The sequence below is a fragment of the Rhizobium sp. CAU 1783 genome, from assembly GCF_054551725.1.
In genome coordinates this window covers 234,065-247,340 of record NZ_JBTOLM010000004.1, presented here as the reverse complement: position 1 = coordinate 247,340, position 13,276 = coordinate 234,065, and the positions used below count along the sequence as shown (strand labels likewise).

Below are 13,276 nucleotides of genomic sequence, written 5' to 3'. Positions count from 1 at the left end.
ATGAGCAGCGTTCAGACATTGCCGGACTTGTCGGGAAAGACGGTGCTGATCACAGGCGGCGCCGGCATCTTGGGGCAGAATTTCTGCAAAGGCTTCGCGGCGGCCGGCGCAACCGTAGCCGTGCTCGATCGCGATGCCACGTCCACGGCGGAGGCAGCCGAAGCCACCGGAAACGGTGCCTTCGGCGTTACCTGCGACATCACCGATCCACAATCGGTGCGCGAAGCACTGGCGGCAGTCGTCACAAGGACGGGCCAGCTGGATGTGCTGATCAACAACGCCGCATCGAAATCGCGCGATGTGCGTGCCTTCTTCACGCCATTCGAGGACTACGACCTCGAAATCTGGCGTGACGTGATGTCGGTGAACATCGACGGGATGTTTCTGATGTCGCAGGCTGCCAGTAGGCAGTTTCTTGCACAGGGCAAAGGTGGATCGGTGATCAACATAGCCTCGATCTACGGGCTCGTCGGGCCCGATCCGCGCATCTATGAAGGGTCCTATTACCTTGGCGGCCCGATCAACACGCCCGCAGTCTACTCGGCTTCCAAGGCGGCCGTCGTCGGGCTGACGAAATGGCTCGCGACACATTGGGGACCCCACAACATACGGGCGAATTGCCTTGTGCCCGGTGGGGTGTCGAGCGGTCAGAATGGCGTGTTTCAGCAGAACTACGCTCAGCGAACACCCATGGGGCGCATGGCCGAGGCCGAGGAGATCGTCGGCCCCGCGGTGTTCCTTGCATCGGATCAGGCAAGCTACATCACCGGTCAGGTGCTTGCCGCCGATGGCGGCTGGACGGCGTGGTGATATCGGCAGGATGTTTGTTGTCCTTTTGAAATTTCTCGAGGTCGGCAGTCGGGCGCTCTTTGTCGTCTTCACGACCTATTCGCTTGAAGTCGGACAGGCGGGACAGTTCGGCCTGCTCGTGACGTTGCAGGGACTGGCCTCCTTTGCGATCGGCTATGAGCGCCACATCGACCTGATGCGTCGCATGGTCGGCCGTGAGCCAGCAAGCTTCGATCACGCTGTCGCCCGGGCGCTGGTGCTCTTCGCCACCAACTATCTGCTTTGCGTCCCGCTCCTCGTGCTCGCTCTGGTCGTTATGGTCAAGGCATCGCCCGCCATCATCGCCATGTGCGTGACCATCGCGATTGCCGAGCAATTGATGAACTTCGCCTATCAGATGGCCATGGTCGAGCCGCGCTATCGTTCAATGCTGGTGGTGACGGTGGCAAAGAATGTCGTGATCGCGTCCGGGGTGCTCGCCGGGGCGCTCTGGGGCAAAGCACTCACGCTTCAATTCGTCGTCGGGATCTGGGCAGGGGCATCGCTTGCGACGCTTTTGGTGATAGCGCTCCTGTGGACCGGCCTCCGCGGGCGCTCGCCGGAAAGTGCGGCAAGCGCTGGCTATCGTGAAATTGTCGCGGGGCAGTACCGCGGTTCATGGACGCATTTTCTCCTTGGGTTGACTGCAGTTCTGACCCTGCAGTCGGATCGCCTGTTGGTCGGCGCGCTGCTTTCGCATGAACAGGCCGGTATCTTCTTTCGCCACATTCTCCTGACGGCGATGCTGTATCAGGTGTTCAACATCGCCTTCTTCAATCGGATTCTGCCGACGGTATTTGCGTCCGGCCAGCAGCGGGACTCTAAGGCGCTTGAAGCGATAGTCAGGCGGGAGTTCCAAAGAGTTTTGATCTTCTGGCTGTTGACCGCCATTTGCATTTTCGGGTTCTTCGTGCTGGCACCAGTGGAACTCATTCTCGCCTACAGGCTCGACCTTGCCTATTTTGGCGGTTTGCTGGTCGTGTCGGCGATCCGGGCGCGCGCGGATCTGAACGGCCTCGTATTCAACGCGCTGCATCAGGAAACATTTGTCTTCCGCGCACAGGTTCTGTCATTTGCGATAGGGCTTCCGATCATGATCGGAGCGGCCGTGTGGTACGACATTCCCGGCGTGATTGCAGCGACGGGGGTCAGCGCTACGGCCTACCTGATCCTCACCAAGATACGTCTCGTGCGCATGACCTCGGAGAATTCACATGTCGACTGAACGCAAGAGCACGGTGCTGATCTATTCGATTCACCGCACTGAACCCTGGTTTCGCCATCTCGGGCGTAATATGGGGTTTCACCGCAGCTACACCGTCTCGGATCTGCGGGGCGAGGGCGATTTCTGCGTCGTCGACGATTTTCAACGCCACCAGAAGATCTTTTATGACAAGCACGCCAACTCATCAGAATTGTTGAGTCAGGGCGAGGTCCAGGACATTGTGGCCCGCTGCCGGGTCCTGCGCTTCATGGGCGAGCGGCGTGCCTCGGCGATGGCCCTGGCGATGGCAGAGGCGTTCAAGGGGGTGCTCGACAAGACCAGACCCGACGTGATCTTGAGCTTCCCGATCGACCGGTACGTCTCGGACGTTCTGTCCATCATCGCGCTCAAGCGGGGCATCCCGTTCTACGAATTGACGGTTTCTGCGCTTCCCCACATGTCGATGTTGATGAAGAAGGGTGTCCTGTGCATGCATAACGCGCCACCCGATCCTGACGAGGTCACGCGCCATGTCGACGCATTGACGGCCCCACTCTTCACGCCGTCATACGTTCAGGGGGCTGCGAACTTCACCCAGTACCGCTTCCTCAAGGTCTTCCTGTATTTCCGCTTGAGAGGCCTCATCTTCTGGTTCATCTCGCTACTGAAGCGAGATCGCCTGAATCTCCACTATCTCGATGCGCAAAGCTTCCTCGGGCACAAGCCAAGTCTGTCCGACCGTAAGATAACAGCCATGGTCGATTATGATTGGCGCAGCAAGATTGAAGCGTTCGACAAGAGCCGGCGGGTGTTTTTCGGCCTTCAGTTGTTCCCCGAGGCATCGATCGACTACTGGGTTCATGATCTCAAGCTGATCGAACATGAGGATCTTCTTGTCGAGACCGCCGATGCTTTTACAAGCGCCGGCTATGTGATCCTTGTCAAAGATCATCCGCTACAGTTCGGATTCCGACAGTTAGGATTGATACAGAGGCTCCTCGCCCTGCCCAATGTCGTTCTGCTGCCCTATGAAGTCAGCGGAATGGAAGCGCTCGGCCTCTGCGGCGTGAATTTCACCTGCACGGGCACACTCGGCTTGCAGGCCGCCTTGGCTGGCGCGAAATCAATCACGACGCGGAACTACTACACCACCGAGGGAGATTTCATCCTTCTCGAGAACCGCGATCAAGTCCCTTCGCTTCCTCAGATGGTCGAGGCCTTTCCGCTGGTCCAGGACCTTTCCGCAAGACAGAGACGGATTGTCGCAAAGCTGCTCAAGGGAAGTTTCCCTTCGGACTTCTTTTCATTCAAGGGCTTTGATCCGGAAAATCCATCAAACGGAGCAACCGAACTCGGCCAGATCGTAGGTCAGGAGATCAGGCAGTTGATGGCTGTGCAGCCAAATCAACAGGAAGGCGACGGCCCAAGTACGACCGGCAATTGAGCCCCAGCAACGGCTTTCATCTATCGCAGGGACGGTCGTTTCTGTTTGACCCGCGTAGTTCGGCAGGGTTTATGGAGCCCATCAGCCAGTGAACCGTAACGGAGAGCGGCACCCAGTCCGGCTGATCTAACATTCAACGCGAAAGTTGCACCGCACATCGTTCTCAGGCAATCTCGATCAGGATTTCATGACGTCGCTCATCAAACGAACACTGCTCGGTGCTTCTTGCGCTGCTGGCGACAATCCCGAATTTCGGCAGATTTCCGATCTGCCCGACATACTATTCAAGACTCCGGTCGACGGAACTCTTGAGTTGGAATACTCTTGCCAACCATGCGCAGGGAGATTGCGGGCATCAAACGCTTCTCCCCGGCTCGACCGCACAGCTTGGTCGGCCGCCGGGGCGCCAGATCAAACGCAAGGACTCGTCTCGTGAGGATGCATCCCGCGCTCTTCATGATTGTCGTCTGGCTCGGGGCGCTCAGCGCGTTTCTGGTGCTTCCTTTCCAGTTGACCTACCGGACAATCTCGACCGATGGCTTCCTGATCCTTTTGGCGTTCCTGGCCGTGTTCTGCTTGGGCGGCCTCCTGAGAACGGTCTACCTGCCTCAGCGACCGGTTCAGGCACCTACCGAAATCGACTTTTCGCGGGCAGATCTCCTCCTGAAGTCGATCGCCGTAGTCGGCTGCATTTCGATGGGCTATGAGCTCGTTCGCGGCGCCGGGCTCGACCTGGCCTCCGCCTACACCGCTCGTTCGGAGCAGGCCCAGGCCATGTTGCTCGGGACCATGTCGCAAAGCTCCGGCGCGTTTAAGATCGGTTTTTTGTGTTATCCCGCGAGCTATGTCTACCTAGTTCGTGCCGTCTTGTTCAAAAGCAAGCCGAATTGGGTGGAAATCTTCATTTTCGGTGTGCTTCCAGGTGCGCTAGCAAGTCTGGCCATGGGCGGGCGAACGCCGCTTTTCAGTACCATGGCCTATGCGTTTCTGGCTTATGCGGCGCGGCCGTATCTCTGGGGTCGCGTCAAAGCGCTCGGTGCCGCCAAGCCGCACCGGATTCATCCTTTGGTAAAGATCGTCGCGATCGTCCTGGCCCTTATCGGGTTTAACTACTTCATCAATGTCTTCATCACACGTGCCGAACTGGACGGTGGCGGACAGGAGATGTTGCGGTTTGCCGCAATCCGGTGGGGTGTCACATTTGGCGGCCCCCAGGCCGAATGGATGGTCGATCTCCTGGGCTCGACGACGACCTATCTGATCTTTGTCTTCGTCTGGTACTTCATTCAGGGCATCGTCATTTCGAATTCATTGTTCGCGACTTACACCGGCGGCCCGCTGATGGGGGTTTACGGCATCGAGATCACGACGGCGATCATGCGTCGCCTCGACCCCGACGGAGTGGCCCAAAACTTCAAATACCTGCTGGATCACGACATCTATGGTTTTTATCCATCTGCGTTTGGAACGCTTTATGTCGACTATCTATACGGCGGCCTGGTAATTGCGCTGGTGTGGGGATGGCTGGCAGCCCTAGTCTATCGGAATACCAGGCTCGGGCAAGATGCACGCTGGTTTGTTTTCGCCCCCTTCGTCACGCTGGGGATCTTTTTCAGCATCGTGAACACGCCCCTTGGCTTCAGCAACGGCTTCATCACGCATGTTTGGCTGGTCTTGGCATTTGTTCTCATGCGCCGTCCGGCCGATGCAGTCGTTGCCAGGAACTCATCCACGACTTGAAGGATCCTATCTGCAATTTGCCCGGTTCTAAGACCCGGACACGAAATCAACAACCAGCGAGGAGCTCGACCAGGAAGGAGAACCGGATGCGATGCAGGTCCGATTTGGGTCGCCGTCTCGCCTGCCCTGGCAAGTCTTTGGTGCCAGACACCAGTTTTTCGCGCGGGGATCCCTGGACTGGCCGGAACGACAACACTGTGTTGCATAGGGCGGCTACGAGACCCGCCGAGGCGGGTCTCGTAGCCGATTGAGGGGCATTGATGACACAAACCATTCTTGTAACGGGTGCGGCAGGTTTTCTGGGTCGACAACTCGTACCCTTCCTCCGCCGGGACGGGCGGGTTCTGGCCGGCATGCGCACCACCACTGCAATGGATACGGACAGCGTCGCCCTGGGGGACCTGACCGACACACCCGATCTCGGAGCGGCGCTTAGCGGAGTCAATTGTGTCGTTCATTGCGCTGCAAGGGCACACATCCTGCACGAAACGGTAGACGACCCTCTGCCCTTGTTCATGCGGGCGAACCGGGATGCGACATTGCATCTGGCACGGCAGGCGGTTGGGGCAGGCGTCAAGCGCTTCGTGTTCATATCGTCGATCGGCGTGAACGGAAACCAGACCGATGGCGCTCCCTTTCGCGAGACCGACCCGCCGGCACCTCATTCGCCCTATGCGGTCTCCAAGCTTGCTGCCGAAGAAGGGCTCGCCCAGATCGCCGCCGAGACGGGATTGGAGGTGGTTGTCATCCGTCCACCGCTGATCATCGGTCCTGAGCCCGTCGGGAACCTGCGGTCCTTGTCGCACATGATCAGCAGGGGCTTCCCGCTGCCCTTTGGCCTCGCGACGAGAAACCGTCGTTCATTGGTGAGTGTCGGCACACTGTGCGACCTGATCCGCCATTGCACCATCCATCCGAACGCTCTCGGGCGGCCGATTCTGGTCGCGGAAGAGAAACCCATGAGCACGCGTGAAATTCTCGAACGTCTGGCGGCCGCCACGGGACAACGGGCACGCTTTGTGCGCGTTCCCGTTTTCTTGCTGCGTGCGGCCTTGCGCCTCATTGGGAAACGCGCGATGGATCAACAGCTGTTCGGTGACCTCGAGGTCGATATCACCGCCACGAAATCCAGATTGAATTGGGCGCCTCCCCGCAACGAATTCTTCCGAGACAAGGATTGATCATGTCGACATTCATCATCGCCGAGGCTGGGGTGAATCACAATGGTCAGGACCATCTTGCCTATGCGCTTGTCGACGCCGCCGTCGACGCCGGCGCCGACGCGGTGAAGTTCCAGACCTTTTCCGCCGACAAGGTGGTGCAGAAATCCGCCGCAAAGGCAAAATACCAGCAGGAGGCAACGGGCGAAGGCAGCCAGTATGAGATGCTGAAGAAGCTCGAGATGAGCCACGACCTGCATCGCGGGCTGTTCGCGTACTGCGCAAGACGCGGAATTGAATTCATGTCGACACCCTTCGACGCGGAATCGGCCGATTTCCTTGTCGACTTGGGCATGTCGCGCATAAAGATCCCGTCGGGTGAGATTACCAACCATGTGTTTCTGCGGCACCTTTCCCGCAAGGGGTTGCCGCTCATCCTCTCGACGGGCATGGCCACGATGGACGAGATTGTCGATGCCGTCTCGGTCTTGCGGAAGCATTGGGCCGGAGCGCGCAACCTCGACGAATGTCTGACGATCCTGCACTGCACGTCGAACTACCCGACGGCACCGGAGAACGCCAATCTCCGGGCGATGCAGTCGATTGCAGTTTCGACCGGCTTGCCCGTCGGTTACTCGGATCACACGTTGGGGATCGCCGTATGTCCGGCAGCAGTGGCCCTTGGCGCGACGGTCGTGGAGAAGCACTTCACCCTCGATCGAACCATGGAGGGTCCGGACCACAAGGCGTCGCTCGAACCATCGGAGCTGAAGACCATGGTCGAACAGGTCCGCGTTGTAGAAGCTGCATTGGGAAGTGCCGACAAAAGCCCAACCGATTCGGAACAGGAAATGCGTGTGCTCGCTCGTCGCTCGATCGCGGCAACGCGCAACTTGCCGGCGGGTACCATCCTGGCCGCATCCGATATGGCGATGCTGCGGCCTGCGGTCGGGATATTGCCGCGCCATCACGATTCGCTTATAGGGCGGGTGCTGAAGCGGCCCGTCACAGACGGGCAAGCCCTTCAATGGGATGACATCGAAGGCGCGTGAACGAATGCGCAAGGTTCTCTATGTCTCGGGTACACGCGCCGATTTCGGGCTGATGCAATCCAGCCTGAAACGGATCGCGGCGGATCCTGCCCTCGACCTTGCCGTCCTGGCGGCCGGGATGCATCTTGATCCTCGGTATGGCGAGACCTGGCGCGAGATAGAGGCCTCTGGCTTGCGGATTGCTGCCAAGGTCGCCGTCCCCCTGCATCCGGCAACCGGCGCGACCATGGCAAGAAGCATAGGCGCCATGATCAGCGCCTTCGTCGACGTGATGGAGGCCGAGGGTCCCGATACCGTTCTGCTGCTGGGTGATCGGGGAGAAATGCTGGCAGCCGCGATCGCGGCCATCCACCTGAACGTCCCGGTGGCCCATATCCACGGCGGTGAACGGTCCGGGACAGTGGACGAATCCGTGCGTCACGCCATATCGAAGTTGTCCCACCTCCATTTTGCCGCAACCGAGGAGTCGCGCGCGCGGCTGATAAGATTGGGTGAGCGACCCGATTGCGTGTACGTCACCGGAGCCCCCGGCCTCGATGGTCTGACCGATGGGCCGCTGCGCACCCGCGACGAGGTCTTCGCCGAAATGGGGTTCGATACGGCCCGGCCGGTCGCGCTGGTCTTGTTCCACCCGGTTCTGCAGGAAGCGGAGGACGCCGGTGAAAAGATCCGCGCCGTGCTCGAGGGGCTTCGTCGGGCGCAATGGCAAAGCGTCGCGCTCTTGCCGAATGCCGATGCGGGAAGCAACGCGATCCGCGCCGTCTTCGAGACCGAAACGCTCGAGGGGATGAAGACCTTCGTCCACCTTCCGCGCGCCGAATTCATCCAGATCATGGCTGTTGCTGATGCGATGGTCGGGAATTCGAGCTCCGGCATCATCGAGGCAGCCAGTTTCGGGACGCCGGTCCTGAACCTTGGATCACGTCAGAACCTGCGCGAGCGCAATGCCAACGTTATCGACCTTCCCGAAGACGCAGCCGCGATTGCGGACCGGTTGGCGTCGATCCGCGTGACGCCAAGGCTCGCCGCCGTTAATGTCTACGGGGACGGGCGGGCTGGCGAAAGACTTGCGTTTCACCTTTCCACCCATCCTCTTGGGGCGGAGATCCTGAAGAAGGTCCTAGCATATTGAGCACGATCCTGATTGGAGCCGGTGGCCATGCAAAGGTGGTCTTTGAGGCATTGATTTTCGCTGGAAGTGATCCCACGCAGGTCACCGTACGGGCCGACCACGAAGGGGAGTTCATGGGCAGGCTCGTACAGGCGCCGGAATGCCTCGCGGACATGCGGGGAATGAAAAGCCACGTCGCCATAGGGAACAACGCCGTGCGTATCCGTCTGCTGGACAGGGCTCGCGCCTCCGGAAGCGAATTGTTGAGTGTTGTCCATCCCGACGCCTCCCTTTCGCCCAGCGCGACAATCGGGCAAGGCACGTTCGTAGCCTGCCGCGCAATCGTGTCGTCGCAGGCCAGGGTCGGGCACGGCGTGATCATCAATCACGGGGCGATCGTCGATCATGATTGCGTGATTGGTGACGGCACGCATATAGCACCGGCCTCGACCCTTGGTGGAGCTGTTCTGATCGGAAAAAATGTCCTGGTGGGTTCCAATGCGACCATCCTGCCGGGTATCGAAATCGGCAACGACGTTGTGATCGGAGCCGGATCTGTCGTCACCAAATCCATCCCCCATGGCGCGGTTTGGATAGGAAATGCACGCATTGTCAGGGAGTGACGAGCGAATGAAAACGGATTGCATTGCGGAAGAAACCACATTGCGCGAGGCCCTTGCGCGGCTCGATGCCTCGGGCCGCGGCGTGTTGGTGATCCTCTCCGAAGGCGGCGAAGTCCGCCGAACCGTTACTGACGGCGATCTGCGACGTCTGATCCTCAAGGGCGCCTCGCTTGAGGATCCGGTCAGGGGCCTGCCTCCGCGCGTCCCGGTCACGGCCCCGCAGGGGATCTCGCGTGTCGAGGCGCTCGGCATCATGGATGAAAATCACTTGGATCATCTGCCGGTCGTTGATGCCGGCAATCGGCTGGTCGAAATGTTCGACCGCAAGACCTTGTCGAAACGAATTTTCCTCTCGTCGCCGCACATGGGCGACCTGGAACGCGAATACGTCGACGAGGCATTTCGCTCGAACTGGATTGCACCACTTGGCCCCAACGTCGATGCCTTTGAACGGGAAATCTGCGAGATGATCGGCATCAGGGCGGCCGCGGCCTTGTCGTCGGGCTCCGCCGCAATCCATCTTGCGCTGCGGCTGTTGGGTGTGGGATCGGGAGATCGGGTATTCTGTTCCTCGTTGACCTTCATCGCGAGCGCGGCCCCGATTGTCTATCAGGATGCCGAACCGGTCTTCATCGATGCCGAACCCGAGACATGGAACATGTCGCCCAAGGCGCTGGAACGTGCCTTGGCTGAAGCAAAGGCCGAAAGGAAGCTTCCGAAGGCGATTGTCGTGGTCAATCTCTACGGCCAGAGCGCCGACATGGACCCAATTCTGGAGCTTGCCGACTACTACGGTGTCCCGGTTGTCGAGGATGCAGCCGAATCTCTCGGAGCGAAGTACAAGGGCCGCAACAGCGGCACATTCGGTCGTCTGGGCGTATTCTCGTTCAACGGCAACAAGATCATCACCACGTCGGGCGGCGGCATGCTTGTCTCCGACGATGCCGATCTGATCGCGCGGGCCCGCTTCCTGTCCACGCAGGCACGCGAGCCTGCACTCCATTACGAGCACAAGGAGATTGGATACAACTATAGGATGAGCAACATTCTTGCCGGTATCGGCCGCGGACAACTCAAGGTGCTTGATGACCGGATCGAGGCACGCCGCAGGATGTTCGATACCTACGTCACCGAACTCGCCGGAATTCCGGGGATCGAGTGGATGCCCGAACCGACATGGAGCTTCTCGAACCGCTGGTTGACAGCCTGCACACTCGATCCGACCAAAAGCAGGATCGACAATCATACACTGTTGAAGAAGCTGGCTGACGATCTGATTGAGGCACGGCCCATCTGGAAGCCGCTGCATCTGCAACCGGTGTTTAAGGGGTGCAGCTATTATCAGCATGACAATACCAGTGTGTCGGATTCGCTCTATGATATCGGCTTGTGCCTGCCCTCGGGATCAAACATGACGCAGGACGACATTGCCCGTGTCACGGGCAAGATCCGCTCGCTGATGGGTTGAACGATGCTGAAGCGCTCTATCGATATCATACTCAGTCTTCTGGCCGGACTCGTGTTTCTGCTGCCATGCATTCTTGTGGCGATTCTCGTCAAGGCAACCTCGAAGGGGCCGGTCCTGTTCTGGTCGGATCGGGTGGGCCGCGACAACGCGATCTTCAAGATGCCCAAGTTTCGCAGCATGCGGACCGATACGCCGAACGTCGCCACTCACCAACTGACGCAACCTGAGGTCTACATCACTCCCGTCGGCAAGTTCATTCGAAAGACCAGCCTCGACGAATTGCCGCAGATCTGGTCGATCCTCGTCGGCGACATGAGCATTGTCGGCCCGCGCCCGGCTCTGTTCAACCAGGACGACCTAATACAGCTACGCACCGAGGCAGGCGTCCATAAACTGCGCCCCGGCCTCACCGGGCTTGCTCAAGTGCGCGGGCGCGACGACCTCAGCATTGAGGAAAAGGTAGCGATGGATCGGGAATACCTGGAGCAGCAGTCGCTTTGGCTGGACATCAAGATCATTCTCATGACTCTTCCGGTCATCACCTCCCGTACCGGCATACGCCACTAGGAGACGACGCGCGGGGCTGCATTCCGCGGCAACAGGCCGACATGCGATCGGCGAAACGGTGCAGATTCTACTTATCGTTGGCGCTGATTGCCGACCGGCTTGCTACCGCTTGAACATTCTGCTGGCGACTGTTTGTGCCCACAAGAAACAGCTTCCGGATGTTGGCTCAGTGCTTCCTCCTTGCCCAGGGAAGAAGGAGCCCAGCACAACTCATCATTGGTGCCATCTGATGTTGGCACCATCACAAATCCGCCTTTGCGGAACACCCCCCGTGATGCAGTCCATGGCCGAGCGCATGTTGGCCGGCACGCACACCCACGGCGTGGTACATCACTACGCCTTGCCGCTCGGGCCGAAAACACGCAACAGTGTGAGCGTATTTCTGTCGCTGCCCGGCACGCGCCCGGAATTCCGGTCAGCCTCAGTGAAGAACGCCGGGGACTGTTCGGTAACCCTATGAAATTCAGAGGATATCGAATGCTTGGCGGAAACTGGAGCTGAGAGCACCATTGAACCCGGCGCAGACAGCGGCGACTACACCCACGACGGAGTTGAAGCCGGCTTCGTGCTGTCCGGTCGTCTCGATCTTTGGGTGTCCGGGCAGTTCTTTCAGCTCGAAAGGGGAGACAGCTTCTCCTTCAAGAGCACCGAGGTTCACCGCTGCGCAAACAGCGGTGACGAACCCACCAAAGTGGTCTGGGTGATTACCCCTCCACACTACTAGACCACGGCACATGGCTTCGAAAAGGCATCAGACCGCTTACGAGGCCGAAGCCTTTGCCCAATCGCTCGAATCCTTTCCCGAAGGGAGGCAATCACCCTCTTCGGGGATGTCTCGGATTGAACCCGATCGTCTTCAGCGGTTCATTGAGCCTGTTGGCACGTTTGAAGCCAACGACGGAGCTTTGCCGGCCTTTGACATCCAAGTCGCTGTCAGAATCGGACGATCTGGCGGATGGCCTCCCCGGTGGCAAGACGCTCGAAACCCTCGTTGATCTCGTCGAGTGAAATCGTGTGCGTCACGAGTTTCTCGATCGGCAGGCGGCCGGACTGCATCATCGCGGCGAAACGTGGAATGTCGCGCACCGGAACGCAGGAGCCGACATACGACCCCTTCAGTGTCTGCTCCCCGACTGTCAGCGAGACGGCCGGTATGTGCAACTCGGCCTTCGGATTGGGCAGACCGCCGGTGACGGTCGTACCGCCACGGCGCGTGATGTCGTAGGCAAATTTCAGTGCCGGCGCCGCACCGGCCAGTTCGACGGCAAGATCGACCCCGCCGCCGGTGAGTGCCTTCACCTGTGCGACGGCATCATCCGCCATGGGGTCGATCACGTGGGTCGCCCCCAGCTCAAGTGCCATGGCTCGCTTGTTCTCCGCGGTATCGGCGGCAATGATCGTCTGTGCCCCGGCGGCGATGGCTCCCAAAAGCCCGGCAAGTCCGACACCGCCGAGACCGATGACAGCGCAACTCTCACCCATCTTCAGTTCGCCGGAGTTCAGCACCGCCCCGACGCCTGTCAGCACCGCACAGCCGAGCAGCGCGGCCTTGTCGAGCGGGATGGACTTGTCGATCTTGACGCAGGAGTTCACCGAAACGACTGCATGGGTGGAAAAGGCGGATACGCCGATGTGATGGTTAACGGGTTGTCCCTTGTAGCGGAGCCTGCGTTCGCCACCGATCAGCGTCCCCTTGGCCGCGGCCGCGGCACCGGGTTCGCAGAGTGCCGGCCGACCGGAGGCGCAGGGAACGCAGTGGCCACAGGACGGGACGAAGACGAGAACCACGTGATCCCCCGGGACGAAGCGGGAAACCCCGGGGCCGACAGCTTCGATGATACCCGATGCTTCATGGCCGAGTGCGACCGGCATGTCCCGCGGGCGGTCCCCATTGATCACCGAGAGATCGGAGTGACACAGGCCGGCCGCGACCATCTTTACCCGCACCTCCCCTGCACCCGGCTCGTCCAGATCCACCTCGACGATCTCGAGCGGCTTGGTATCCTGATAGGGGCGCGCTGCACCCATGGACCTCAGAAGCGCAATCCTGGCTTTCATCTCGAATTTCCTTGTTTCAAT

The 13,276-nt window shown here is 59.7% G+C and carries 12 protein-coding genes; 11 read left to right on the top strand and 1 reads right to left on the bottom strand.

The genetic code is table 11. The features are described 5' to 3' along the window. The 11 genes from ACX93L_RS17615 (at position 1) to ACX93L_RS17565 (ending at position 11,921) form a co-directional block, all read left to right on the top strand. Entirely contained in the window at positions 1–810 is an 810-nt protein-coding gene (locus ACX93L_RS17615) for an SDR family oxidoreductase (protein WP_169593500.1), read from the top strand. Beyond that, positions 788–2,053 (top strand): MATE family efflux transporter, encoded by a 1,266-nt coding sequence (locus ACX93L_RS17610; RefSeq protein ID WP_459406019.1) that lies wholly within the window; start codon positions 788–790, stop codon positions 2,051–2,053. Before ACX93L_RS17615 ends, ACX93L_RS17610 begins: the two co-directional genes overlap by 23 nt. Continuing rightward, a complete protein-coding gene (locus ACX93L_RS17605) occupies positions 2,043–3,476 on the top strand; it encodes a hypothetical protein (RefSeq protein ID WP_459406018.1) in 1,434 nt (477 codons plus the stop codon). The genes ACX93L_RS17610 and ACX93L_RS17605 overlap by 11 nt, the downstream gene beginning before the upstream one ends. A gap of 438 nt (positions 3,477–3,914) precedes the next feature. After that, a complete protein-coding gene (locus ACX93L_RS17600; RefSeq protein ID WP_459406253.1) occupies positions 3,915–5,216 on the top strand; it encodes an oligosaccharide repeat unit polymerase in 1,302 nt (433 codons plus the stop codon). 260 nt (positions 5,217–5,476) lie between these two features. Continuing rightward, on the top strand, positions 5,477–6,397 hold the full coding sequence (locus ACX93L_RS17595) for an NAD-dependent epimerase/dehydratase family protein (RefSeq protein ID WP_459406017.1): 921 nt from the start codon (positions 5,477–5,479) through the stop codon (positions 6,395–6,397). A 2-nt stretch (positions 6,398–6,399) separates the two neighbouring features. Further along, the gene (gene neuB, locus ACX93L_RS17590; protein ID WP_459406016.1) at positions 6,400–7,428 is read left to right on the top strand and encodes an N-acetylneuraminate synthase; all 1,029 of its coding nucleotides are present in this window, start codon (positions 6,400–6,402) and stop codon (positions 7,426–7,428) included. Between the two features lie 4 nt (positions 7,429–7,432). Then, complete coding sequence (gene neuC / locus ACX93L_RS17585) at positions 7,433–8,560, top strand: UDP-N-acetylglucosamine 2-epimerase (RefSeq protein WP_459406015.1); 1,128 nt, start codon at positions 7,433–7,435, stop codon at positions 8,558–8,560. Further along, the gene (locus ACX93L_RS17580) at positions 8,557–9,162 is read left to right on the top strand and encodes an acetyltransferase (RefSeq protein ID WP_459406014.1); all 606 of its coding nucleotides are present in this window, start codon (positions 8,557–8,559) and stop codon (positions 9,160–9,162) included. The genes neuC and ACX93L_RS17580 overlap by 4 nt, the downstream gene beginning before the upstream one ends. A gap of 82 nt (positions 9,163–9,244) precedes the next feature. After that, positions 9,245–10,630: an aminotransferase class I/II-fold pyridoxal phosphate-dependent enzyme gene (locus ACX93L_RS17575; protein ID WP_459406013.1), complete on the top strand. Its 1,386-nt coding sequence runs from the start codon at positions 9,245–9,247 to the stop codon at positions 10,628–10,630. Positions 10,631–10,633: 3 nt separating this feature from the next. Continuing rightward, entirely contained in the window at positions 10,634–11,197 is a 564-nt protein-coding gene (locus ACX93L_RS17570; protein ID WP_459406012.1) for a sugar transferase, read from the top strand. 481 nt (positions 11,198–11,678) lie between these two features. Beyond that, positions 11,679–11,921, top strand: a complete 243-nt coding sequence (locus ACX93L_RS17565) for a cupin domain-containing protein (protein WP_459406011.1) — start codon at positions 11,679–11,681, stop codon at positions 11,919–11,921. 209 nt (positions 11,922–12,130) lie between these two features. On the opposite strand, the gene ACX93L_RS17560 is transcribed toward ACX93L_RS17565, so the two are convergent. Next, complete coding sequence (locus ACX93L_RS17560; RefSeq protein WP_459406010.1) at positions 12,131–13,255, bottom strand: zinc-dependent alcohol dehydrogenase family protein; 1,125 nt, start codon at positions 13,253–13,255, stop codon at positions 12,131–12,133. Positions 13,256–13,276: the final 21 nt, after the last annotated feature.